Below are 25,137 nucleotides of genomic sequence, written 5' to 3'. Positions count from 1 at the left end.
CATTCAATCGCTACGGCGGGGAAAGAATACCGAGCGCAACCAACCCAATAAGGTGTTCCCACCCAACATCATCTTATCCAATTCATCCAGATTATGCGCTTGGCGAAAGGCATCGGCAAATAATGCCTCCCGGGTAATCATTCGCCGCTTGGGATTAATTGATTTAATGGGTTTTGCCGGATTACCAGCGATAACCGTATTTGCGGGGACATCTTTAGTGACGATACTGCCGGCTCCTACTACAGAATTATCACCGATAGTGACACCTTTGCAGATGGTTGCACTATCTCCAATCCAAACATTGTTACCCAGCCGCACCGGGGAAGTACAACGGAAGGGCCGCGTGCGATTGTAGAGCCCGTGCCAATCAGAATCGGAAATATACACATTGGCTGCGATCATACAGGCATCGCCAATCTCAATAGATTGAGCCGCAGAAATACGCACCCCTGGAGATATCAATACGAAATCCCCAATAGTAATAAATGCCTCTCCCCCCTTGTGCCCAAAAGTGGTAAAGCGAATACATTTCTCGTTGTTGGAGATTAAGTGAGGGTAATTTCCGAGCCGAACATTTTCGCCAAAAACATGGACAGAACCCGGGTCCATCACTTCCGGCTCAACCCCAACCGCATCGAATTGTGGCAGAAGGAAATACTCTGTTCGCCATTTGCGCCAACGCAGCTGCAGTCGCTTGAGCCAATAGGGCCTGTGATCCTTACGCATATTTTAATTTCTACTTATATTTTCTGGGATTTACGGAGCCCTGAGTAAAAACCCAATTGCTTTTGTACTAGCGGCAGTTTAGTGTTTCGGCCACGAAAAATAGCAAGCGTTTACCCATGTCCCTAAATCTACCTATTGATATTCGAGCAATTAAAGGTTTTCTCGCTGCCCATGAAGGGGAAGCTCTCTACCACCTGGCAGCTGAAGCCAGCTCACTGGGTCCCTGTCTTGAAGTGGGCAGCTACTGCGGCAAATCATCAATTTACCTGGCCAGTGCCTGTAAGCTGACCGATAACGTCCTGTTCGCCGTAGACCACCATCGCGGATCTGAAGAGCACCAGCCCGGGGAGGAGTATCACGATCCCGAACTGTTTGATGGCCAGGCCAATTTAATGGACAGTTTTCGTACTTTCCGCGCGAATATTCGCGCGGCTGAATTGGATGACTGGGTTGTTCCCGTCGTCGCCCCCTCCGCAACAGCTGCACGCTGCTGGAATACCCCTTTGGGTCTCGTATTTATTGACGGTGGCCACTCCCTGGAAGCGGCCATGACCGATTATCGCAGCTGGTCCCGCCATATCGTGCCCGGTGGCTACCTGGCGATCCACGACATTTTCCCGGACCCCGCCGATGGCGGCCAGGCGCCCTACGATATTTACAAGCTAGCCCTGGCTTCCGCTCAGTTCGAGCTCGTCGAAACTGTCGACACCCTGGGAATCCTGCGCCGCATTTAAGGGCAGGCACACCGATGTAAACAGCTCGCTCGCTGGCGTTAATCCGGCGAGCGCATCGGCAGCCAGAAGCATGGCTCCTACAGTCCAGGTGGTTTTTTCCTCCGGCCAGATGGCCTCATCCCGGTAGACATAACCGGTCCAGTAGCCCCCATCTTTATCCTGCCAGCGGTGCAAGCCGCGATACAAAATTTCCGCCCGCGAACGCTGGCCAGCAGCGATTAGGGACATGGTGAGTTCGCAGGACTCAGCCACCGTCACCCAGGGCTCATCGCTGACGCAACGACATCCCAACCCAGCCACGACAAACTCATCCCAGCGCTGCTGAAGCCGCAACTGCGCTGCCTCACCAGAAAAGGCACCGGTTAATACGGGATAAAACCAGTCCATTGAAAAGCGCGCCTTGCTTTCCCAGGTGCGATCAAAGCGCTCCGGTTTATTGCGCAGCGCATCGCCCAGAGCTTCCCGGGCAAGTAACCATTGGGGGCGAGCAACCCCCAGCTGGTGGGCAATATTAATTGCGCATTCCAGACTTTTATAAATGGAAGAGCAACCGGTGATCAGGGCATCTTCCATAGGGGCGCCCTCTGAATCTACCGCCCAATGAATTTCGCCAAATTCCGTTTGCAAGCGCAATACAAACTCAATTGCACGCTCCACCATCGGCCAATAGCGCTGTAAAAACAGTGTGTCTCTACTAACCAGGAAGTATTGCCAAATTCCTGTTGCCACATAGGCAACAAAATTGGTTTCACGACGCTCCCGGTTGTCAATATCGCCATCTTTATAAGCGGCCCACCAGCTGCCGTCCTCCAGCTGAATCTCAGCCAACCAGCAATAGGCGTTTTCAGCAGCTCTGAACTCTCCGGCAATGGCGAGCCCCATAGCGGCCTCGACATGATCCCAGGGGTCGGCATAGCCCCCTTTAAACCAGGGAATTGAACCATCGGGGAGTTGCTGGGAGAGAATATAGGCGGCGCTATCCTGGATAAATCCTTCTGGGAAAAGACCAGAAGCTTTTGCCGGCACAGAAATTTCACTCATGCCTCAGCTCCCTCAGGCAGAGAGAGGGACGCATCCACTCGTTGTGTCGACCCGGCAGGTTTCACAAAATAGAGAGCAATACTTTTTCCCAACAGCGGGTTCAATAGTTTTTCGAGAATCCGGGTAAAGGCTGGTTTCTTCATCAGATCCCACACCAACAGGCGGTGATAGGCAGAGACCAAGCGGGAATCGGGCTTGTCCCAAAACAAACACTTTAACCACCAATAAGGTGCATGTAACGCATGGGCCTTATGCCGGGCAAAATAGTGGTGCCCCAGCTTTTCAATATCCTCTCGCAGCTCGCGCTCGCGGAATATCCGGATATGCCCACCCTCAACCTGATGGTATTCATCGCTGAGTTTCCAGCACACCCACTCGGGAAGAAATGCCGGTACTGTCGCGGCAAAAATACCGGAGGGTTTTAATACCCGGTTAATCTCAGCCAGGACAGACTTGTAATCGGGGATATGCTCAAGTACCTCTGAGCAGATAACCACATCAAAACTCCCATCGGCAAATGGTAGTTGCAAGCCATTGGCAACTCCAAACTGCAAGCGACCTTTTGAATGCTCGGGAGAGCGAAAAGGTTCCGCTCGCTCACTGGCAGTGCGCACATCATCAAAACACAGGTCAATGCCGTAAACATCGACATCATCGGTGATCATTAAGTGAATGGAATGGCGCCCTTCACCGCACCCCAAGTCGAGGACTTTTTGGCCAGGGCGAAGATTTAAGTGCTGGGGATCTACAGTAATCATCAAGCCGCCTCCGCACTGCGCATATTCGGAGTTTCTATTTCATGACTACTGGGTTGTTCCGCCAGTGTATGTCCGAGAATTTCCCGGTAATATTTCACCAAACTCTCTGCAGCGATTTTCCAGGAAAATTTATTTTCAATGCGCTGGCGACCTTTCTCACTGAGTTCTTTTCGCAGCGCTTCGCTGGATAAAACCTGGCGCAGGGCATTGGCCAAAGCTTCGTGATTTCCTGCAGGGACCACAATTCCGGCATCCCCAACCACCTCAGGCAAAGCACCCCCGTCACTGGATACTACCGGAGCACCACATGCCATTGCCTCTCCGGCAGGTAAACCAAATCCTTCGTAGAGCGATGGGCAAGCTACCGCTGTAGCCTTGCGGTAATTATCGACCAGTTCTTCGTTAGAAATACCGGAGACAAACTGAACCCTATCCTGAAGATCCAGATCGTGAAGCAAGCGTTCCGTAGCGCCACCTTCGCGTAATTTGCCAACCACCAACAACTCTATGTTTTCATATTCCTGGCGCAATTCCGCCAGCGCCTGTAATAAAAAGCGCAGACCTTTGAGCGGCTGGTCTGCCGATGCGGTGGTCATAATCCGCAGAGGCAAGCGCTTATTCTCTGCCCCTGGGTTGAATAATTCGGTATCAATACCGTTGTAAATCAGGTGAATCTGCTCGGGAGCCACGCCAAACTGCTCGATAATATCCCGCTCAGATTGCCTGGAAACGGTCACGATATGGCGAAGTTTCCGCGACACCTTAATCTGCATATTCAAAAAATTATGCCAGCGACGTACCAGCAAACGAAAACGCCAATCGGGGGCGGCATCTAATGCCAGTTGACGATCCCGGGTAATGGGGTGATGAATTGTCGCGACAACAGGCAATCCATTTTTCTCGATATCCAGCAAGCCGTAACACAGTGATTGGTTATCGTGAACAATGTCGTATTGTTTGCCGTGCTTGCGCAGGTATTTATTTACCCGACGGCCAAACGTATAAGGCTCGGCAAAACCGCCGGTAAGCTTACTCCACCATTCAAAAAAATCCGCCCATGACAGCAGGTGGCGAGGTTTCAAGGCCCGCGCTGGACGCTCAACTTCATAGAGATTCAACCCTGGCATTTTGATGAGTTTTACGCGCTCATCGAGTTCTGGGTAGGGCTGGCCAGAAATAACATCCACGGAGTGACCAGCATCTACCAGTGCTTTACTCAGGTAGCGCAGGTAGATGCCCTGACCACCACTGTGTGGATTGCTGCGATACCCCAAAAGGCATATTTTTAGTGGCTGCGTCTCGCCAGCCGTTGGACCGTCTGCACAATTTCCCAAGGCGGTCATAGTTTCCCCATCTGCAATATTCTTATACCCCATAACATTATCCGCTCTCGCACAGACATTCTGCGAATGCCAACGTCTAAAAGCCGACCGTCTGGGGTGCCTCGCTGGTAAAGCGGAAGAATACACTGGCGGAGAAATGACTGCTAGGCGGAAGCGGTCCACACTCTTGGTATCCTGGCCCAAGGATGTGTGCTCGCAAGCCAAAATAGCAACAAAAGCCCAGCAACCGCACACGGTGTCAGTCGATGCACTCAAGCCATGGCAACCTTAAAAGAAGGGATTAATACGAACAGGAAGTGGAAATAAGTCAATCGAAAATAAAAAAATGCCCGCCAAAAGGCGGGCCAGATTTCTCGAACACACTTTCAGGAGGAGAGTTTCAAGTACATTACGCACTTAAATTTAGGTATAGCAGAGGAAATACCCCCCACTAACTCTCCTGTCGTGAAAGCCGTTCACTAAAACGGCAATCGACGCTAAAGCACACCGCCAATGTTTATACCCGATGCAGATAACTCTGGTATTCAACATCGGTAACGCGGGCAGCTATCTCTGCTTGCTCCTGTCTTTTCAACAGAGAGAACAATTCCACAAAGCGCGGATCAAGGTACTCGCGCCACAAAGGGCTCTGCTCAAAGCGCTCCAGTGCACCACTCCAGGTATTGATCAACTTCTCACTCTCCACCTGATAGGCATCGCCTTCCACGGGTGCAGGCGCTTCCATCTGGTTCTCAATGCCATGACACACACCAGTGAGAATCGCAGCTAACACCAGATAGGGGTTTACATCCGCCCCGGCAATACGGTGCTCGATACGCCGCGCCACAGGATCACTGGCGGGCACACGCAAAGTTGTAGTGCGATTATCGTAGCCCCAGCAGAGATTCAGCGGTGCGTGAGAGCTCTCCTGGAAGCGGCGATAGGAGTTACTGTGAGGTGCGAAAAACGCCATCGCATCGTTGGCAGTCGCCAGCATTCCTGCTGCGGCATAACGCAGTAAATCTGAGCCAGTGTCAGAACCGTCATCAAAAACGTTCTTTCCATTGGCGTCGATCAAACTCATATGCACGTGCATTCCGTTACCCGCCTGATCCCCGAAAGGCTTGGCCATGGTACTCACGCGGAAGCCGTGACTGCGCGCCACCCCTTTTAACAAGCGCTTAAACAGTAATGTTTGGTCTGCTACTTTAACGGGATCGGCACTGTGCAACAGGTTGATTTCAAACTGTCCCGGCGCACACTCCGACAATACTGAATCTGCGGGAATACCCTGGGCCTCGCAGGCAGCTCGCACATCGGCAAAGAAGTGTCGCTGAGCATTGAGCTCGGACAGATCGTAAACGTCGGTGGAAGGCACCAGCTCGGCGTCGTTATCGCTAACCGGGCGCGGACGCGCCAGATGATCCACCTCATCGCGGAGCAGATAGAATTCCAGCTCGGTCGCACACACGGCGGTATAACCCAGTTTGCCGAGACGCTCTACCACGCGCTGCAACTGGCTGCGGGGATCGGCATAGAGAGAGGAGCCATCTGCCTCATGCAACTGCATATGCAGCTGGGCAGTGGACTCGCGATGCCAGGGCGCCAGACTAATAGGCGAAACCGGCAGGCAAACGCCGTCGCTGTCTCCACTGGCAAATACCAGCGGGCTGTCTTCGATATCCCGCCCCCAGATATCGAGACTGACCGCGCTACGCGGCATTTGCAGACTGCCCTTGAGCAATTTCTCCGCAGCTTCTGCCGGCAACCACTTCCCTCGCGGCACGCCATTGATATCGAACATAAAGCCTTCGATCCACTTTAGGTCCGAGTGCTCTGCCAGGAATTTTTGCGACTGCTCCAGCAGATCGGGCTGGGCAGTGAATTCTTTTTCTTGAGACATAAGGTGCCTGGGGTGATTCAATCTAAACGCAGAGACGGCCCAACACCGCTTTTCCACTCAAACTATGGAAAACGGGGTATCAGACCGCCTCTGCAACAGAGTATCTTGCCGCTATGTTACGCCAGTGCTTTAGCAGTGTCGTCCAGGGCGCGGTGCGCTTTTTCTACCAGCTCATCGACCTGTTCAGTGGTCATAATCAGTGGTGGTGCGATAACCATGGCATCGCCAACGGCGCGCATCACCAAACCGTGCTTGATACTCAGGTCACGACATACCGCACCAGCGGTGCAGTCATCATCAAAACGAGCGCGGCTGGCCTTATCTTTTACCAGCTCCAAGGCACCGACCATACCCAGACTGCGGGTTTCACCAACGATCGGGTGCTCCGCCAGTTCAGCCCAGCGCTTGGACAGGTAGGGGCCGGTTACATCGCGGACATTCTCAATAATCTTCTCGTTGCGCAGAATATTGATAGTGGCCAGACCTGCCATACAGGCAGCCGGGTGCGCGGAGTAGGTGTAACCGTGGGTAAACTCGCCACCTTTGGTTTTGATCACCTCAGCGACACGATCACTCACCATGGTACCGCCCAGGGGGAAGTAACCATTGGTTACTGCTTTGGCGAAAGTCATCAGGTCGGGCTTCATGCCGTAATAGTCGGCACCGAACCACTCACCGGTACGACCGAAACCAAAAATCACTTCATCCATCACCAGCAGGATGTCGTACTGGTCCAGCACCTTCTTGACTTCCGGCCAGTAGGTTTCCGGCGGGATAATTACCCCGCCAGCACCCTGGATTGGCTCAGCGATAAACGCCGCAACATTATCCGGGCCCAGCTCCTGGATTTTCTCATCCAGGCTGCGAGCCGCTTGGATACCAAACTCCTCCGGAGACATATCGCCACCCTCACCAAACCAGTAGGGCTGCTGTACGTACTCAATGTAGTCGAGCGGCTGGAATTGCTTGTGCATACCGCTCATACCACCCAGGCTGGCACCGGCAATGGTAGAGCCGTGATAGCCATTCTTACGGGAAATAACGATGCGCTTCTCCGGCTTTTCCTGGATATCCCAGAAACGGCGGATCAAGCGCAGGTTAGTATCATTTGCCTCGGAACCGGAACCAGTGAAGAACACATTGTTCATATGCGCCGGGGTCACTTCAGCCAGGGCGTCGGCGAGTTCAATCGAGGGCACCGTAGTGCACTGGAAGAAGCTGTTATAGAAAGGCAGGGTGTTCAGCTGCTCGTAGATCGCATTGCTGATTTCTTTGCGGCTGTAGCCGAGGTTGCAACACCAGAGGCCTGACATGCCATCAAGCATTTTGTTGCCATCAATATCCGTGATGTACGCGCCCTCGGCGCTGGTAATCACACGGGTCCCCTGCTGGCCCAAGTCATGGAAGTCAGTAAATGGGTGTAGCAGGTGCTCACGGTCGTGTTGCTGCAGCTCAGTCTTGTTCATATTTCTCTCCTGGCTTTCACAGGCCTTGCTCAGCGCCCACCAATCGGGCTCAAAAGGCCAAATCGTTACCACTAATTTGTGATCACATTCTAGTGGGGCCATCGACAGAAGCGCAAGGTCTATCTGCCCTTACCGAAAACATAAGGTCAAATTGCGCCAGTGCGAGGAGAAAAAGTGGAAACTAAATAGTCAACTGGGGGGGGAGGAGCCGCTACAGCAGCTCCTCTGCAGAGATAGAGCCGAGCCCCTCTTCAATATCCTGCTGAATGGCTTTGCGCACCTTCAACTCATCTTTACTGGCAATAGCCTCGAGCAGATCTTGATGCCGGTCTGGCAACTCCTGCACGCCAAAGCGCTGGAAAACCAAGTGCTGGAGGGGAGCTGTCTGTAGCCACAGGCTCTCGATCAGGGACAGGATGATATGGGGCTGCCCCAGGCGATAAAGGGTAAAGTGAAATTCCAGATTAGTGGTTACATAGCGCTCGATGTCTTTCTGAGCGAGAGCTTCTGTTACACGTTCATCCAGCTCCCGAAGTTGCGCTAATTCAGCATCCCCGACCAATGGCAGGGCCTGTTCAGCGGCCTGACACTCCAGGGCCACACGAGCGGCACAGATCTCTGCCAGTTTTTCCGGGGTCATTGTCGGCACCCTGACCCGGCGGGTATCTGACAGCTCAAGGGCCCGCTCTGAGGTCAGGCGACGCAACGCTTCGCGAACCGGCATTGGACTGCAATTAAGCTCCGAGGCCAGACCCCGGATAGTAATCGCCCTACCCGGCAAAAACTTTCCCCGCAGAATGGCATCCCGCACCTGAAAATAAACCCTCTCCTGGGTTGTGCGGTACTCTTCCTGGGGACTGTTAAATTCCTGCACCATACCTATGCTGCCCTGACCTGCTCCAACATATGAGGGACATCCTCCGCACCCACCTCAATTAAATGTTCAGCCGCCCGACCACTTTGCCAAATTTCATAAAAATCATCTGCCACCCGGCGACTGAGATCAACCACCCGCCCCCAGTACTTCAAACGGTCTTCACGGTCGAGCTTGTAGAAATCATTGCGGTCTGGAATTTTTCCATAGGGCAAGGAGGCAACAAATTTGGGCGAAGGAGCCACGACCAGAGTGGATTGCATGGCATCTCCGCGAACCCGTCGCCAAGAGAGCCCTTTATCAAACCAGCCGGGCACCATATAGGGGAAAAAGTGCGGGTAGAGCACTAGGCCCTGGGGGTGGCGGAAGCGCAGATCAAAGTGGTAATCGGTGATACCGCCATCGCGATAATTACCCTGTGGAGCTCCCTCCGGTGTCTGCACCCCTGTCATAACCAAAGGGATACAGCCACTGGCCAGTACAGCAGCACAGGTATTTTGCTCGGTCAGCGGAATATTTTCGGTGCTCAGATTCTGGAAATGAATGCCTGCCGACTCTTGCGAATGAAAAACCACCCGCTCCCAAAAAGCGCTCAGGCTGTTGCGAGATACAGCATTTGCCAGTGCCGAGGCGAGTAATGCCGGCGCCAACAGCGCCTTGTTTTCACTGGCCAGTGGCCCCCTGCCCCTGGCCGCCACAAAGTGGCTGTGCCAAATGGGATTTTCCACGACCTCGCGCGCACCTTTAGCACCCAACACTGCCTGCAGCATCTTGCGACCGCCGGCAGTAATCTCTTCAGGGGAGGGTTTGTCAGAGTAGGCTTGGTAGATGTAGTGATGCTCTAGTCGCTCAAGTGCTGACAGCGGCTCTGCCATTGCGTAACACATGTTGCGAAAACTACCGATAGATGATCCCAAGGTGACAATTGGCTCGCTCCGCTCCTTGAAGAACTCCCCCATCAATACCCGATCCAACTGGCTAATCACCAGCCACTTGGGACCGCCGGAAGCGCCGACCAGCGTCGAAAATTGTCTCTGGGACAACCCCTCTTCACGTATGCGCCGCGCAGCCGTCTCTCCGGCCAGTAGAATACAACTGGTATTTTTCACTCACTTTCTCTTTTTCTTAGCCGTCAGAGTTTATCTCAGATTTCAACTATCCCGGACTACCACTCACCCTGATTTTCCATAGACATCCAGGGCTCCTGTGGCGGGAGAGGCTCTCCACTTTGCAGCAACTCAATGGAAATCCCATCTGGGGAGCGAAGAAATGCCATATGGCCGTCTCTCGGGGGTCTGTTGATAACCACTCCCTGATCCATCATACGCTGGCACACCCCGTAAATATCATTTACCCGATATGCCAGGTGTCCAAAATTCCGCCCGCCAGTGTAGCTTTCCGGGTCCCAATTGTAAGTGAGTTCCAATGTCGGGGCCTTATTCTCCCTGGCCGCTTCAAGATCCTCGGGGGCTGCGAGATACACTAGGGTAAAACGCCCTTTATCATAATCATTTCGACTAACGACCTGCAGGCCCAGCTTTTCACAGTAAAACGCCAGAGATTCATCCAGATTGGTTACGCGAACCATGGTATGTAAGTACTTCACCCTCTACTCCTTCTTGTTGCCAAGCTCTACAATCAGCCCATAACAAATAAATCGGCTTTTTAAAGCTAAACGCATATGTATAAAAAATTCTATCGCGAGTTCCTTCAGGCGCCCAGTGGCAGTCCCTCTTCCATGCTGCACATGGCTTGCCACTCCCACCACTACTGGCCCGATGTTACCCTTGATGCAGTACAGCAGTACTGGCGCGATTCAGCACTTCTGGCCGATGAAAAATGGGGGCCAATTTTTGAGGAGAAGATACCCTCATGGCAAGCGGCGATCGCAAAATCCCTCAACCTACCCAGGGCAGACTTGATCGCTATAGCCCCAAATACCCATGAACTAGTGTATCGGCTACTGAGTTCATTCGATCCCAGTAAACCATTGCGCATTCTCACTACAGACGGAGAGTTCTACAGTTTTACTCGCCAATTACAACGTCTGGAAGAGCTTCCTCAAGTAGAGGTAACGAGAGTTGCTAAAGAACCCTACGCCACCCTGGCAGAAAGATTTGAGACCGAGCTACATAAAAATGAATACCATCTGGCCTATGCCAGCCTGGTATTTTTTGACTCCGGTGTGGTATTTCCTCGGCTGCTGGAGGTTGCGGCACAGAAACCGCATGACACACAATTCGTTATCGATGGATATCACGGTTTTTTTGCTCGCCCAATCGATCTTTCAACCATTGCAGACAAGGTTTTTTTTACAGCAGGATCATACAAGTACCTAGGCGCCGGCGAAGGCCTGTGCTTTATGACAATTCCTGCGAACTGCACACTGCGCCCCCTTAATACTGGCTGGTTCGCAGAAATGGCGGAGCTGGAGAATCGCTCTGGCGAAGTGGGATATAGCGACAATTGGCTGCGCTTTGCTGGGGCGACCATGGACTATTCAACACTCTACAAAGCCCTGGCTATTTTCGATTTATTCCATCGCGAAGGCATTACCATCGAGAAAATACACAGCTATGTTCTCAATGCGCAAACCCGGTTCCTGAGTAGCATGGATAACTCAGACCATCCCATCTTGAATCGCAACAACTTGATTTGTCATGATCTGGAAGAAGGTCACGGCCACTTTTTCACATTTGACTGCTCACAACCAGAAGTCTCACAGAGGGTTCAGGAAGAGCTCAAGGCTCGAGCAGTTCTGTGTGATCGGCGACAACAGTTTCTCAGGCTGGGGTTCGCCATCTATCACGATAAGGATGAAACTTACCAGCAGGTTTTTAACTCTTAAAGCTTCAGAGCTAAGAGGACAGAGTGATTTTTACCACCGCCGCTAGAGCATATTTAACACCTAAAAGGCACACCGGCTCAGCTGCGGTTCAGGATTCAATCTATAAAATAATGGCGCCATTTTCGTCGCAACAATCAGCACTCAATGGATAAGGAAGCGTTATGAAAGCAGTAAAAATTTCAGTAATTTCCCTTCTCGCCCTGCTCGCCACCGCCTGTGGTAACGAGCGGGCTCCAGAAGACCGGGGGACCATGGTATCCATCGCTGCACGGGGGGAGGCAAGTCAGGTTCCTGATATCGCAAAAATTTCTGTCGGAGTGGTAACCGAGTCAGAGGACAGCAAACAGGCAATGCGCGATAACGCCAATCAGATGGAGTCTTTGATGGCCGCCATCAAAAAATCGGGTATCAACAAGAAAGATATTCAAACCACAGGCGTTAACCTGTCTCCGCGCTACCAGTACCAGCAAAACAAAAAACCCCGAATCACTGGTTACACCGCGCGAAATACCGTCAGCGTGAAGGTTCGCAAACTGGATGAACTCGGCAAGGTCTTGGACAATCTTACTGCCGCTGGAGCCAACCAGATCAACGGTCCGAGCTTCGAAATTGGTGAACCTGCTCCAGTTCAAGCCAAAGCTCGGGAAAAAGCCCTTGAAGATGCCCAAGAACGTGCAGAAATGTACGCCAAAGCGCTGGGTACAAAAGTGCGTCGCATTGTCAGTATTTCAGAAAATGGCAACGGCGGTATGCCACGCCCCATGTACCGCACTGAAATGGCGGCCATGAAAGACAGTGCTTCCACCCCCATTTCACCGGGAGAAACCACTCTTACCGTCAATCTGGATCTGGTATACGAACTCGAGGACTAATACGGAGCAATAGCTACTCACATACGGAGGCAGGAAGGATACACGGCGCTTGGGGCCATTCAGGGCTTGAATATATTCACAGCGCATTTCGATTCTTCCCTGCTGCCCCGCAGTAGCTAATGTCTTGTCAGCAGTGAAACAGCACCAACAGCCTTGCTGTTTCACTGCCGTTCTTCTCTACAGGCTAACCGCTGATATCTTGCTCAAGAAACACATCACTTGGCAACTCGCTGGACTCTTTGTAAATAACGCCTTCTTTCATTACAAACAGAACCCGTTGCATTTCCGAAATATCTTCCAGGGGATTTCCAGCCACAGCGATAATATCAGCTATCTTGCCCTCGCTAATGCTGCCCAGCTCATCCTGTACTTGCAGTAGTTGGGCTGCATTCCAAGTCGCTGAACGCAGTGCATCTGCCGGGCTCATTCCCCCCTGTACCATCAGTAAGAATTCACGGGCATTATCGCCGTGACGGGTAACACCGGTATCGGTTCCAAACGCAATTTTTACTCCGCGCTTGTGAGCGCGGCTGAAAGTATCCTGCATCAAAGGCCCCATAGTCGCGGCTTTCGGGCGCACCAGGTCTGGCAGGAAGCCTTCAATTGCCGATTTTTCTGTCACCCACTCACCAGCCATTAAAGTCGGCACAAACCAGGTGTTGTTACGGCGCATCAGGTCCATCACTTCATTATCCATATAGGTGCCGTGCTCAATGGAGTCCACTCCAGCACGAATTGCGCGAATCATTCCCTCCTTACCGTGGGCATGTACTGCAACTGTGAAACCATAGTCCTTAGCAGCCTCAACAATTGCCTCCAGCTCATCCTGCATAAATTGTGGGTTCTGGCCGCTCTTTGCCACACTCAAGACTCCACCAGTCGCGGTGATCTTGATCAAGTCAGCGCCGTCCTTATAGCGCTGACGAATCGCTTTGCGCGCGCTGATCGGCCCATCAATAACACCATCCACCGGGCCAGGGTTTCCCATCAAGTCCTGCCTGAGCCCATTGGTGGGGTCAGCGTGCCCACCGGTAGTTGCGATTGTCTTTGCCGCCGTATAAATACGCGGACCTTCCACCAGGCCTTTGTTGATTGCATTACGTAAACTCACAGTCACATTGTCGTGATCACCAAGATTTCGAATCGTGGTGAATCCAGCCTGCAGAGTGCGATGTGCAGCATCCACGCCGCGCAAGGTAAAATCGGCAGTATTCCAGCTGAAAGACTCCATATAAGCACGCGGCCCAAACTCGTAAGTGAGATGGCTGTGCATATCCATCAAACCTGGCAATACCGTATATTCTCTCAAGTCAACCAAGCGCTCTCGATCGCGCTTGGCAAACCCCTTCTGTACTGACTCAACCCGCCCATCGACAATATGAATGGTGCGGTCTTCCAATAATTTTCCATTACTGCTATCAAATAATTTGCCAGCGTAAATTGCGATGCTCTCGGCCCCAGCCTGTAAACTAAAAAGCCCAGCAAATACCGACAAAGCCACGGCGGCTGCGCGGTTGACAAAGTAGCTTCGGTTGGTCTTTGTTGTCATTGTCGTCCCCAGTAGATCTCTTTTAGATTCTTAACGTCCTTTACCAAGATCGCACAATCTACGCAATTACCCAGGCGAGAGGAAGCCTCTATGAAAATCTATGAGTTCGCAGCAGCACCAAACTGTCGACGTGTTCGCATGTTTATGGCAGAAAAAGGTGTGGATATCGAATATGTAACAGTAGATATCGCTAAAGGGGAAAACCTTACAGCAGAGTATGGGAATAAGAATATTTTGAAAAAAGTTCCTTTACTGGAGCTTGAGGACGGCACACATATTTCCGAATCAGCCGCCATTCAACGATATATTGAAGAACTACATCCAGAGCCCCCTCTATTTGGCAGAAATGCAAAAGAAAAGGCTCAGGTTGAAATGTGGAATCGTCGTGCTGATTTCAACATGATGTATCACATTGCTATGAATTTTCAGCATGTAACTGGTTTCTTTAAAGACCGGATGAACGTTTATCCAGAGTTTGGGAAGGACTGCGGCAAGGAGGCCATGAAATTTATTGGCATCCTTAACGATCATTTATCAGATCATCAATACTTGGTTGAAGACTACTTCTCCGTAGCAGATATTGCCATGGTGACCTGCATGGACTTCGGAAAGATTCAGGACTTACGACCCAATACTGAAGAGCACCCCCACGTAGTCCGCTGGCGTGAACAACTTAAAGAGCGCCCCAGTTTTAAAGCTTAAACCTTATTTCCCCGCCCAAACAGGGCGGGGAAATAATTTCAGTCAGTCCTTTGCAGGAAGCACCTCAACGGGGCCAATATCCAAGGCTTCAACCTCGCCTTTAATCTTACTTAGATCCCCAACAATCACCCAGGTGAATTGATCTGGCGCAAGATACTCCTTCGCGGAGGCCTCCACTTTTTCCTTATTCAGTGCTGAAACCCGCTGTGGGTATTCGGCAATATATTCCTCTGGAAGCCCCTTCTCCACCTGCCAATTAATACTGGAAAGCAACTGCCCTTTGGTCTGGAATCGAGCACTTTGCTTCAGGACTTCATCATTCTGGTAGTCCTCAAGCTCTTTCGCAGTAATAGGGCGCTCCCCTAAATACTCCTCATACTCTTTTACCAATTCTTTAATGGCTGGAGCTGTTTTATCAGTTTGCACAGGAGCAAAGAGAATATAGGGACGCTGCCCTTCAGTATCCAGGGAAACCGCGCGGGCACCATAGGACCAATGCTTGTTCTCACGAAGATTCATATTGACCCTGGACGTAAACTTTCCGGCAATAATATTTGTCATCGCATCAAAAGCTTCAGCGCCCTGCGGCTGCCAAGGCGGCATCAGCAGACCGGCCATGATGTAGCTCTGTTGTGCGCCAGGGCGATCGAGCAAATAAACTCGGGCCTTTTCCGGACGAGGCACCTTGGCAACTTCAATTTTGGGAAGCTCTGACTTAGGAGCAGTCCACTTGCCGAGCGTTTCGTTTAGCAGAGGTTCAATTTCTTTTTCAGTAACATCCCCCACGATCGTCAGGGTTGCATTATCCGGGCGCACCCAGGTTTTCTGGAAGTTAACGAGATCCTCACGGGTTATGGACTTAATACCCTCGGGAGTACCCGATCCCGTCAGGGGAGAGCCATAAGGGTGGTTTTCTCCAAATAGCAGCGGCGGCAGTTCACGCATGGCCAAGCCCTGAGGCTGGGCTTTTTCCTGGGCTATTGCATCCAGGCGATTGGACTTAACCCGCTCCAGATCGGACTCTGGGAAACGAGGTTCAGTAACCACCTTCTCAAATAACTCCAGCGATGGCTCCAGTTGAGTCTTAAGGGCACTCATACTGATATTGTTATAATCAAGGCCACTACCACCACCAATGTTTACACCAAGCTCTTCTGAGCGAGAGCTAAATTCCAGGCTATCCAGATCACCCGCACCTTCGTTCAGCATTTGCGCCGCAACTGAAGCCAGACCCGGCTTATTTTTATCTGCGGAGGCGCCACTGCGAAATTGTAGATTCATCAGTACAACGGGAGTATCGTGGCGTTCGGCCAGAACAACCTTTAATCCATTTTTGAGAGTAAATTCTTTTTGTTTTGGCAGTTCCAGCTCTACATTTTTGTCTACCTCGGGGAGCTTGCTGCGGTCAGCACCCTCCGCCGCTGCCGTATACTTCTGCTTCGGCTCCATAATTAAGGTGTAGGAGTCCTCTTTCAACCACTGCTCAGCCACTTCCTGAACTTCGAGAGCGGATACTTTTGCATAATCCTCCACGCCTTCTATCAAGGCCCCAGGATCGCCGAAATAAAACTCCGACTGGGCAAGAATGTCACTCTTACCACCAAAACCACCGGTTTTTTCCAATCCCTTTACCAACCCGGCAAACTCACTCTGTTTAACCCGGCGCAGCTCATCCGCATTCACACCATTTTTTGCAAATTGCTTTAATTCTTTATTCAGTAAATCTTCAACTTTTTCTACAGACTGCCCGGGTTTCACGTCGATGATAATCATCAACTGCCCTGCAAGCTGACGGCCGTAATAAAAAGCGCTGACACTGGTGGCCACTTGCTCATCGCGAACCAAACGGCGGTAAAGAAGAGAGTTTTTTCTATTGGCGAGAAGGGAAGTCATTAATTCCAGCGCGTCTTCCACTTCGCTACCCACTGCGGGCACATTCCAAACCTTGTAAATTCGCGTTTGGGGCACCTGGTCGTAAACCACCTCCCTCTTTTTCACTTGGGTGGGTAGTTCCCAATTCTTAATGCGCGGTTGCACTCCTGTGCTCGGGATATCACCAAAATATTTGCGCACCTTGGCCATCGCATCTTTGACCGTAACATCACCCGCAATTACCAAAACGGCATTAGCGGGCTGATAATGGTCCTCAAACCATTTTTTGACATCTTCAAGACTGGCGTTATTCAGGTCCTCCATCGAGCCAATCGGCGTCCACGAATAGGGGTGCCCTTTGGGGAAGGTGCTCTTGGCAATAATATCGAACGCTTTGCCATAAGGTGCATTCTCCCCCTGGCGCTTTTCATTCTTTACAACACCGCGCTGCTCATCCAAAACCTCCTGGGTAATTGCACCTTTAAAATGCCCCATTCGGTCGGACTCCATCCACAGCGCCATATCCAGGGCGCCTTTGGGCACGGTGACAAAATAATTGGTGCGGTCATTGCTGGTGGTGCCATTCATATCGGTAGCCCCAGAGCGCTGGAAGGGTTCGAAATATTCCCCTGGGAAGTTTTCGCTACCGTTAAACATCAAGTGCTCAAATAAATGAGCAAATCCGGTTTTACCTGGCGGCTCATCCTTAGAGCCTACTTTGTACCAGAGATTGGTAGAAACAACGGGGGCTTTGTGGTCTTCATGCACAATCACCGTCAAGCCATTGGGCAATACTTCCTTATGGAAAGGAATCTCCAACTTGGGTGGCGGGACATACGCCTCTTTATCGGATGCAGCAGCCTTACTACTGGCTGCTGCTTCCTTATCCACCGAAAGCGCATGAGGCGTATCATCGGTAGACTTTCCGCAAGCGGTAAGGCCAGTAATAGCGATGGCAACGCTGATAAGTAGCGGACGCAAGTCCATATTGTCACTCCCTTTTAAAAAACCGCAATTTCAGGATGGCAAGTTTAGGCCAGCTTTCCTCCAGAGTGTCAGCAAAACCTTTTACCAACCGCAATTTAGCAAATATTCCAGGCAAAAAAATGGGCACCGAAGTGCCCAAATCAATACATCACAGAGAGAAGCGAGATGACAATCGCCCAAGGAATCAGGTCACCAGCTCTACTCCTGCGCTGAAAACATTACGCTGCCACAGTACCAGACTTATCTTCGGCCTCGCCTACAACCGTATGGTGACCAAAGCGCTCCTCGGCAACCCGGTCCGCTACGTGAGCAGTGGTCTGGCCGGTTTCATCGGCACGCTCGAACACTTCTTTCATCGTGCTGCCAATCTCTTCGATATGAGCGCGCACTTCTGCAGCGTCGTAATCGCCTTTCTGCTGGTAGTAAACATCGATAATACCGCCAGCATTAATGACATAGTCCGGTGCGTACAAAATACCTTTCTCGCGAAGCACTTCAGCATGGCGCTCTTCCGCCAACTGGTTGTTAGCCGCGCCAGCGATCGCCTGAACCTTCAAACGGCTGATGGTGTCATCGTTAAGAATTGCACCCATCGCACAGGGGGCAAACAGATCTACGTCCAGGTCAAAGATCTCGTCGGCAGTTACGGCTATGGCACCCAGCTCGGTAACCGCACGATCTATATTGTCTTGGAAAATATCGGTGACAAACAGTTCCGCACCGGCATCCTTCAATAGTTTACCCAGGCGGAAACCGACGTTGCCCACGCCTTGAATAGAGACTTTTAAGCCGGTCAGGTCAGTCTTGCCCCAGCGGTGTTCTACCGCAGCTTTCAGGCCAACAAACACACCGTAAGCAGTCGAAGGGGAAGGATCACCACCATACTCGGAGCCCGCAAACAGGCCGGAAACAAACTCGGTTGTCTCACCGATAACACTCATATCAGACACACTTGTGCCGGAATCTTCAGCGGTGATATAGCGGCCGCCCAGGGTATTAATAAACTCACCCATAGCGCGCAGTAACTCAGGGGTCTTTTCCTTGCGCGGATCACCAATAATTACGGCTTTGCCACCACCCAACTTGAGACCAGCCATCGCAGACTTATAAGTCATACCACGGGAAAGGCGAAGAACATCATTCAGGGCCTCGCCATCGTCGGCGTAGGGCCACATGCGGCAGCCACCCAGTGAAGGACCCAAATTCGTATTGTGTACCGCGATAATGGCCTTCAAGCCACTCTTTGCATCTTGGTAAAACGCCACTTGTTCGTGTTTATCGTAGGCGGAATGGGAAAAAATACTCATTAACTGTTCCTCTCCGGAAGGCCGGTTCTACAGCTGGGGAACAACCACAGCCCTTATCTGTTTTTATCTGGAATAAGATTATATCCAGCTTCCACAGACAAAGTTTGCATATTTTGCACACATGAGCCTTGCAATAGCTAAAGCATCACACTAGAAGCACAGTTTTAGGATGGGCATTCACCCCGGAATAACTTGGGCCGCCCAGTCATTAATCCAGGCGGCTAGCTCTACGCTCTTATTTCTCCATCAATTGGTATTGAATACCGGACCCTCTCCTACCGCTGGCGGCTCTCGCATAAATTTCCTATAACTGCCCCTCAAGAGAACACGATTCCTGTATAAATCTTCTGGCAAAGAACCACCTTTTGAAGCCTTCCTTAACATGTCTATTTTTTCAAAAATTTTTGAAAACCTCACAACACTGACAACTAAGATCATTTCCACCGCCTAAGCGCGTTACATCCTCTGCGCATGGTCTGGTAGAATCCGCGCCCAAATCGACCCATAGAGATAAACTCGATGCTGAATGCCGACGCTCTAAAACAACTTTCGCAACTGAAAACAGATATTCGCTCCAGTAAGGAGTTTGCCGAAGGCCGGGTTCGCGGCAGTAACGGCAAGTTTGGCTTCGTTGAGTTGGATGACGGGAGGGAAGCCTTCCTACCTCCCAATGAAATGGAGCGTGTATTTCCCGGTGACCGGGTTCGAGTAAGTCTCTCCGAAGAGAACAAGGGTAAACTCGCGGCAGAGCTCGATGCATTGATCGACAGCCAGCTCGACTACCTTGTTGGCCAGTATGTACAGCGCGGCCAGGGCCACTTTATCCAGCCCACGCAAAATGGCCTGTCCCGCTGGATTTTTCTCCCTCCCAAGGCTCGCGGCAAGGCCCAGCCGGGAGAGTTTATTGCCTGCAAAGTAAACCGCCATCCATTTAAAGACGGCAGAGCCCAGGCCAAGGTGGAAACCGTTATCGGCAAGCCCGATATGCCCGGTATCGAACACGCCTATGTTGTCGCCCAATTCAAGCTACCTGAGCAATTTGGTGCCGCTGCACAAAAGCAGGCGGACACAATTGCGGAGAAACTGACAACAGTTACCGGTGAGCGCACCGAACTTTCCGAGCTGGGCTTCGCAACTATCGATGCAGAAACCACTCGCGATATGGACGACGCTCTGGCCGTAAGCAGCCGTGACGGGGGCTGGACCCTGCACATTGCTATTGCAGACCCATCGTCGCTAATTGATGAGAACAGCCCCCTGGATAAAGAGGCGTTTAATCGGGCCCACAGCCAGTATTTACCAGGCGAAACCCTACCTATGCTGCCACGCAACCTGTGTGAGAACCTGTTCTCCCTGGTTCCCGGCGAGCTGCGCCCCGCCCTGGTGATCCATATCGATATCGATAGCGATGGCACCATTGGCAATAGCCGCTATGAATTTGCCGCTATTCGCTCCCAGCACAAACTGAGCTATGAACAAGTCAGCCGCTTTATTGAGGGTGACGACTCCGCCGTGCCCCAGGAGCAACAGGACAGTCTGCGTAATTTGGCGGCGATCTACGAAGCGCGCGCCGCATACCGTGCCAGCCACTCACTGGCAATGGAAGATCGCCCGGACTATGAAATCCGCTTGAACGATCAGCGCAAGATCGAGCGTATCGAAAAGCAGGAACGCAATATCGCTCAGCGAATGGTCGAGGAAGCCATGCTCGCTACCAATATCAGTATGGGTGGCAAACTCGCCGAGATTGAGCAGGGCTGCTTCTCTGTTCATTTGGGCTTCCGCGAAGAGCGCATGGGAGAAGTTCGCAGCCTGCTGAAAGAACTGCTGCCTGAGCATGCAGAGGCCGATCTGGGGCAACTGGAGCATTACCTTGCACTGGTTAAGCACCTGGAAAACCATGAAGAGCCGCAGATGAAGAACCTGCTCGCCGTGCTCAAGCGTATGCTGCGCCCGGGCCAGCTCGATAACAAGGTAGGGGCTCACCTGGGACTGGGCCTCGAGGCCTACGCCACCGTCACCTCTCCAATTCGCAAGTACAACGACCTGCACAATCACCGCGCTCTGCGTGCTGCTGCGCAGGGAGAGAAAGCCTCCGCCCTGGCCGATGATAAAATTGAATCCCTGCAGGAAAGCCTGATTCGCGGTCGCCAGGCCAACCGAGCCCTGGAACAATGGCTCTACGCTCAATTTATCGAGAAGAAAGTTGGTCAGGAGTTTACAGGGAAAATTACGCTGGTAAACGGCGCTGGCATCGGCGTGCGACTCGACGACTTTGGTATTGACGGCTTTGTGCGCATGAATGGCGACAAGAAGAATCTGCCCGCCTTCGATGGCAAGCACCTGGTTCTTACGCACAATGAAAAACGCTTCCACCTAGAACAGGAAGTTTCAGTTAAAGTTGCGTCTGTCGATGTAGACAAACGACGCATCGCCTTTGAACTGAACGCTGAAAAAACTGAAGCAGCCGACGCGGCTCAAAAATAAATTCCTGCACATTTACCCAAGCCCGGCGCTCGCCGGGCTTTCCTGCCGGGGGCCAAAGCCCACCGCCTTTGATCGGCCAGCTAGCTTATAGCTCCGGCACCAATAGAATAAATCGAGGCCACTCATGAGCAATATTGCTGAATTGAACCCAACTCCACTGTGGGCACACTTTTCCAAGCTCTGTGAAATTCCACGCCCATCCAAGCATGAAGACCGCGTAGTGGAGCATATCGTTAACTTCGCTAAAGCACGCGGCCTAGGCGTTCAGCTGGATGAAATCGGCAATATTGTTATCAAGAAGCCGGCCACTCCAGGGATGGAAAACCGCAAGACACTGGCCTTGCAGAGCCATGTGGATATGGTGCCACAGAAGAATGCCGACACTGAGCACGACTTTCTCACCGACTCAATCAAACCCTACGTGGATGGAGACTGGGTAACTGCGGAAGGCACCACGCTCGGCGCAGACAATGGTATTGGTGTTGCCGCAATCCTGGCCCTGATGGAATCTACTGATATTCCCCACCCCGCCTTGGAAGCCCTGCTGACAATTGACGAAGAAGCGGGCATGACCGGCGCCAAGAATCTTAAGCCTGGCTATTTTGAAGCTGACCTGCTCCTCAACCTGGATACTGAAGATGAAGGCGAGCTGTATATCGGCTGTGCCGGCGGTGTCGACGTCAATGTCAGCCTGCCCTATACGCCAGAAGCGATCCTGCCCGGTGCCGAAGCAGTAAAACTCTCTGTTCGCGGTCTCCGTGGCGGGCATTCAGGCTTGGATATCGACAAAGGCCGGGGCAATGCCAACAAGATCGCAAACCGCATTATCCACGCCGCTCTAACCCAGGTCCCCGAGCTGCGTATTGCCAGCCTGGATGGCGGTAGCCTGCGCAATGCGATTCCCCGCGAATCCTTCACAACCCTGGTTGTGCCTTCAGTAGCGGTCGATAAAGTACAGGAAATTGTAAGAAGCGAAAGCGCTCAAATTGCCCGTGAACTGGACAACGAAGCGGCACTAGATATCACCCTGGAAGCTACCGAAACTCCAGCCAACACCCTGGACGCAGATAGCCAATTGACCCTTATTCGCGCAATCCGCTGCTGCCCCAATGGTGTTGAGCGAATGAGCACTGCTCTCGAAGGCATTGCTGAGTCATCCAACAACCTGGCCCGTGTTGTAACAATGGAGGAGAACGGTGAGCATCGAGTAAAAATCCAATGTCTTGTACGCAGCCTCTCTGACAGTGCCCGCGACCAACACGGCCTCAATGTCGCCGCCACCTTCCAGCTGGCAGGTGCAGAAACAACACTGGACAACGACTACCCTGGCTGGACACCAAATCCCGATTCACCGCTGCTGGCGATGATGAAGGATGTCTATAAAGATATGACTGGCGAGGAAGCTGAAGTAAAAGTCATTCACGCCGGCCTGGAGTGCGGATTGCTGGCCAAGCCCTACCCCAACTGGGATATGGTTTCCTTTGGCCCAACTATTCGCCGCGCTCACTCTCCTGAAGAGAAGGTACATATCCAGAGTGTCGCCAATTTCTGGGATTACTTTATTAAAGTGGTCCAGGCAATTCCCACTCGCGACTAATCGCCCAATCGGGCCTCGGCTTACCCCGAGGCCCGACACCTTGCCTCTCCACGCCGCCCTCCGATTACTACACCCAACCTATCAATCACACTAAAAACTACTTTCTAGCTATTGTTAGAGAGCCACTGGGCTATTTTAATATTTCTTAATTCCACAGGTGCCCTGGGAAAATGAAGGAGAGTTATTCACTTGGTGCAAAAGCCTCAGAGCAGGAACGTTTGCTATAACAGAGGAAAATTTACGGAGATACAGAAGGCCTACATTTTCCACACAAAAATAATCTGGAAAGCTACCGCCCAAGTTATCTAACGGTAGAAAAATTGGAGATCCAATGTTGCGCTACCTCTTTGCGGCGACAAATCCAAATGGGTTCGAATCCCTGGATATATTTCAAGAAACGATAAACTCCAGCAGCCCTGGCAGGGTGGCCGCTGACTCGCCCATGTAGTCCAACACTCATCAACTTAGGACTCACGCTCCCTTCCCGCCAAAGCTGATCGAAAGCACCTTTTAGCAATAAAAAGAAATCATCGGCAGTCGTGCACCCACTGGGCAGCAGGTACTGAATATCGTTATTCACCAAGGTGTAGGGAATCACCAACAGTGAATCTGATTTCTGTTCCCAAAATGGTAAATCATCACTGTAGGAATCTGACGTATACAGTAATCCATCAATTTCCCGTACCAATGATCGAGTATGGGAGCTTACCCGACCTGTATACCACCCAAACGGAGGCCTAGCCGTTAGCTGCTCGATTATCTTAACGGTGAGCTGAATATCGTGTTTCTCTCGACTCTTAGGAGTATCTTTATAATCAATCCACCGGTATCCATGGCCAGCAATCTCATGTCCCGCTTCAACCAGGGCCAGCGCTAAAACCGGATTAAGCTCTAACGCCTGACCGGTAGCAAAAACTGTTAAAGGTACGTTGCAAGTATTAAAGATATCGAGAAGCCGCCAGACGCCAGCGCGAGAACCATACTCATACATACTCTCTACACTGAAATCCCGCCCTCCAACCCGTGCAGGCCTGCCAGGAAGTTCATGCAGGTAAGATTCAGATTGGGTATCGCCGTTTAGCTTGGTGGATTCTGATCCCTCCTCTAAATTCAAGACAAACTGAATTGCAATGCGGGCCTGATCAGGCCAGCGGGGATGAGGCGGGCGCCCAGCATAACCCTCCAGATTTCTCGTGTGCATCAACCCAGCTCAAATGTCGTTACACCAAAAATTCGATCCCGCGCAATATCCGGCATTGGCCCCAGGTACATCCTTGCGCAGCCAAAAACTTCCTCCATTCCATAGTGCTTGGCCAGCGACATAGCCGCAGGATTATTTTCCGGCACATCCAGAAAGATAGGTCCATCATCTGCAAATGAGACCAGTCGCTTCAACAACATATCTGCCACTTTATAGCTATTTGCAAACAGAGGACCGACTTTACATCCATTGCGGCAACGCCTGATTACACCATAGCCACAAAGACTTCCAAATTGGACATAGCCCAAACTCAGAGCCTCTGGCTGGGAAATCCATGCTTTCAGAAATACCCGTCTACTTGCGGGAAAGCAGGTCCTGTCGTAAGCAATTATTTGATCCAAAGAAACTTCACTAAGCGGGATAATTTCATCAGGGCATTGAGCACTCACACCCTCAAAAGCAGAAAGTTCGACTCGATAACGGAGATTCCGATGGGAGAAGTTAAAACCGCCGCGGCCATAGTAATCCTGCATCGCAAATACCCCATCCATACCGATGCTTGCATCAGGCCTCAACCGGGTTTTTAAGCGGTCCCGTCGGATATACCAAAGCCTGTTACCAAACCCATGACCTCTGAATTCAGGCCTAACGATAAAGAATCCCATAAAACCGAAATCATCACCGTACGCAGTAATTGCCCCTCCTCCGATCAAGTCACCCCGAACTTCCGCCGCAATGTAAGCTTCTGGATCTGTTTTCCAGAAAATTTCTGCATCGTGCAACCCCGGATTCCAGCCTTCAAGTGCAGCCCAGTCAACCAGTAATTCCACTTCTTTACGTGTCATCTCCCGAACAGTAAATGATTCATGCATTGACTTAGACTCTTCTCGT

Annotated in this window: 20 protein-coding genes; 6 read left to right on the top strand and 14 right to left on the bottom strand. The window is 51.6% G+C overall.

All coding sequences use genetic code 11. The annotated features are described in order from the left end of the window. Positions 1 to 3: 3 nt before the first annotated feature. A complete protein-coding gene (locus ACJJIE_RS01385) occupies positions 4 to 726 on the bottom strand; it encodes an acyltransferase (RefSeq protein ID WP_444893277.1) in 723 nt (240 codons plus the stop codon). A gap of 116 nt (positions 727 to 842) precedes the next feature. Here ACJJIE_RS01385 and ACJJIE_RS01380 point away from each other — a divergent pair, with 116 nt between their 5' ends. After that, positions 843 to 1,460 (top strand): class I SAM-dependent methyltransferase, encoded by a 618-nt coding sequence (locus tag ACJJIE_RS01380; protein ID WP_282932028.1) that lies wholly within the window; start codon positions 843 to 845, stop codon positions 1,458 to 1,460. Here the strand turns inward: ACJJIE_RS01380 and ACJJIE_RS01375 are convergent. From ACJJIE_RS01375 to ACJJIE_RS01340, 8 genes are all read right to left on the bottom strand, one after another. Further along, positions 1,389 to 2,501: a prenyltransferase/squalene oxidase repeat-containing protein gene (locus ACJJIE_RS01375; protein ID WP_444893276.1), complete on the bottom strand. Its 1,113-nt coding sequence runs from the start codon at positions 2,499 to 2,501 to the stop codon at positions 1,389 to 1,391. The genes ACJJIE_RS01380 and ACJJIE_RS01375 overlap by 72 nt on opposite strands. Next, positions 2,498 to 3,259: a class I SAM-dependent methyltransferase gene (locus ACJJIE_RS01370; RefSeq protein ID WP_444893275.1), complete on the bottom strand. Its 762-nt coding sequence runs from the start codon at positions 3,257 to 3,259 to the stop codon at positions 2,498 to 2,500. The genes ACJJIE_RS01375 and ACJJIE_RS01370 overlap by 4 nt, the downstream gene beginning before the upstream one ends. Beyond that, on the bottom strand, positions 3,259 to 4,635 hold the full coding sequence (locus ACJJIE_RS01365) for a glycosyltransferase family 4 protein (protein ID WP_444893274.1): 1,377 nt from the start codon (positions 4,633 to 4,635) through the stop codon (positions 3,259 to 3,261). The genes ACJJIE_RS01370 and ACJJIE_RS01365 overlap by 1 nt, the downstream gene beginning before the upstream one ends. A 463-nt stretch (positions 4,636 to 5,098) precedes the next feature. Next, positions 5,099 to 6,484, bottom strand: coding sequence for a glutamine synthetase family protein (locus tag ACJJIE_RS01360; RefSeq protein ID WP_413662690.1), 1,386 nt, complete (start codon positions 6,482 to 6,484; stop codon positions 5,099 to 5,101). Positions 6,485 to 6,600: 116 nt separating this feature from the next. Then, positions 6,601 to 7,950: an aspartate aminotransferase family protein gene (locus tag ACJJIE_RS01355; RefSeq protein ID WP_282932024.1), complete on the bottom strand. Its 1,350-nt coding sequence runs from the start codon at positions 7,948 to 7,950 to the stop codon at positions 6,601 to 6,603. Positions 7,951 to 8,161: 211 nt separating this feature from the next. Further along, positions 8,162 to 8,827 (bottom strand): GntR family transcriptional regulator, encoded by a 666-nt coding sequence (locus ACJJIE_RS01350; RefSeq protein WP_282932023.1) that lies wholly within the window; start codon positions 8,825 to 8,827, stop codon positions 8,162 to 8,164. Between the two features lie 2 nt (positions 8,828 to 8,829). Continuing rightward, positions 8,830 to 9,933 carry a hypothetical protein gene (locus tag ACJJIE_RS01345; RefSeq protein ID WP_444893273.1) on the bottom strand — a complete coding sequence of 368 codons (1,104 nt, stop codon included), beginning with the start codon at positions 9,931 to 9,933 and terminating at the stop codon, positions 8,830 to 8,832. 56 nt (positions 9,934 to 9,989) lie between these two features. Then, complete coding sequence (locus tag ACJJIE_RS01340) at positions 9,990 to 10,430, bottom strand: VOC family protein (protein ID WP_444893272.1); 441 nt, start codon at positions 10,428 to 10,430, stop codon at positions 9,990 to 9,992. 75 nt (positions 10,431 to 10,505) lie between these two features. Here ACJJIE_RS01340 and ACJJIE_RS01335 point away from each other — a divergent pair, with 75 nt between their 5' ends. Continuing rightward, positions 10,506 to 11,672: an aminotransferase class V-fold PLP-dependent enzyme gene (locus tag ACJJIE_RS01335; RefSeq protein WP_444893271.1), complete on the top strand. Its 1,167-nt coding sequence runs from the start codon at positions 10,506 to 10,508 to the stop codon at positions 11,670 to 11,672. A 161-nt stretch (positions 11,673 to 11,833) separates the two neighbouring features. Then, positions 11,834 to 12,544, top strand: coding sequence for an SIMPL domain-containing protein (locus ACJJIE_RS01330; protein ID WP_444893270.1), 711 nt, complete (start codon positions 11,834 to 11,836; stop codon positions 12,542 to 12,544). Between the two features lie 184 nt (positions 12,545 to 12,728). On the opposite strand, the gene ACJJIE_RS01325 is transcribed toward ACJJIE_RS01330, so the two are convergent. Next, the gene (locus ACJJIE_RS01325) at positions 12,729 to 14,093 is read right to left on the bottom strand and encodes a metal-dependent hydrolase family protein (protein WP_282932018.1); all 1,365 of its coding nucleotides are present in this window, start codon (positions 14,091 to 14,093) and stop codon (positions 12,729 to 12,731) included. Between the two features lie 90 nt (positions 14,094 to 14,183). On the opposite strand from ACJJIE_RS01325, the gene ACJJIE_RS01320 reads away from it, so the two are divergent. Beyond that, a complete protein-coding gene (locus ACJJIE_RS01320; protein WP_282932017.1) occupies positions 14,184 to 14,795 on the top strand; it encodes a glutathione S-transferase family protein in 612 nt (203 codons plus the stop codon). Between the two features lie 42 nt (positions 14,796 to 14,837). Here ACJJIE_RS01320 and ACJJIE_RS01315 read toward each other — a convergent pair whose 3' ends face one another. Then, positions 14,838 to 17,654 (bottom strand): M16 family metallopeptidase, encoded by a 2,817-nt coding sequence (locus ACJJIE_RS01315; protein WP_444893269.1) that lies wholly within the window; start codon positions 17,652 to 17,654, stop codon positions 14,838 to 14,840. A gap of 218 nt (positions 17,655 to 17,872) precedes the next feature. Next, the gene (locus tag ACJJIE_RS01310; protein ID WP_444893268.1) at positions 17,873 to 18,961 is read right to left on the bottom strand and encodes a Glu/Leu/Phe/Val dehydrogenase dimerization domain-containing protein; all 1,089 of its coding nucleotides are present in this window, start codon (positions 18,959 to 18,961) and stop codon (positions 17,873 to 17,875) included. 519 nt (positions 18,962 to 19,480) lie between these two features. Between ACJJIE_RS01310 and ACJJIE_RS01305 the strand changes: the two genes are divergently transcribed. Together ACJJIE_RS01305 and ACJJIE_RS01300 are read left to right on the top strand one after the other, a co-directional pair. Beyond that, positions 19,481 to 21,448, top strand: a complete 1,968-nt coding sequence (locus ACJJIE_RS01305) for a VacB/RNase II family 3'-5' exoribonuclease (RefSeq protein ID WP_444893267.1) — start codon at positions 19,481 to 19,483, stop codon at positions 21,446 to 21,448. Positions 21,449 to 21,572: 124 nt separating this feature from the next. After that, a complete protein-coding gene (locus tag ACJJIE_RS01300) occupies positions 21,573 to 23,045 on the top strand; it encodes an aminoacyl-histidine dipeptidase (RefSeq protein ID WP_444893266.1) in 1,473 nt (490 codons plus the stop codon). A gap of 301 nt (positions 23,046 to 23,346) precedes the next feature. Here the strand turns inward: ACJJIE_RS01300 and ACJJIE_RS01295 are convergent, their stop codons facing one another. Beyond that, positions 23,347 to 24,246, bottom strand: coding sequence for a polysaccharide deacetylase family protein (locus ACJJIE_RS01295; RefSeq protein WP_444893265.1), 900 nt, complete (start codon positions 24,244 to 24,246; stop codon positions 23,347 to 23,349). Next, the gene (locus tag ACJJIE_RS01290; protein WP_282932011.1) at positions 24,246 to 25,118 is read right to left on the bottom strand and encodes a GNAT family N-acetyltransferase; all 873 of its coding nucleotides are present in this window, start codon (positions 25,116 to 25,118) and stop codon (positions 24,246 to 24,248) included. Before ACJJIE_RS01290 ends, ACJJIE_RS01295 begins: the two co-directional genes overlap by 1 nt. Between the last annotated feature and the right edge of the window lie 19 nt (positions 25,119 to 25,137).

The organism is Microbulbifer maximicatervae (SeqCode) (genome assembly GCF_052467325.1).
Note: the sequence above shows the minus strand (reverse complement) of the source record. Positions and strands in the feature narration are given on the sequence as shown.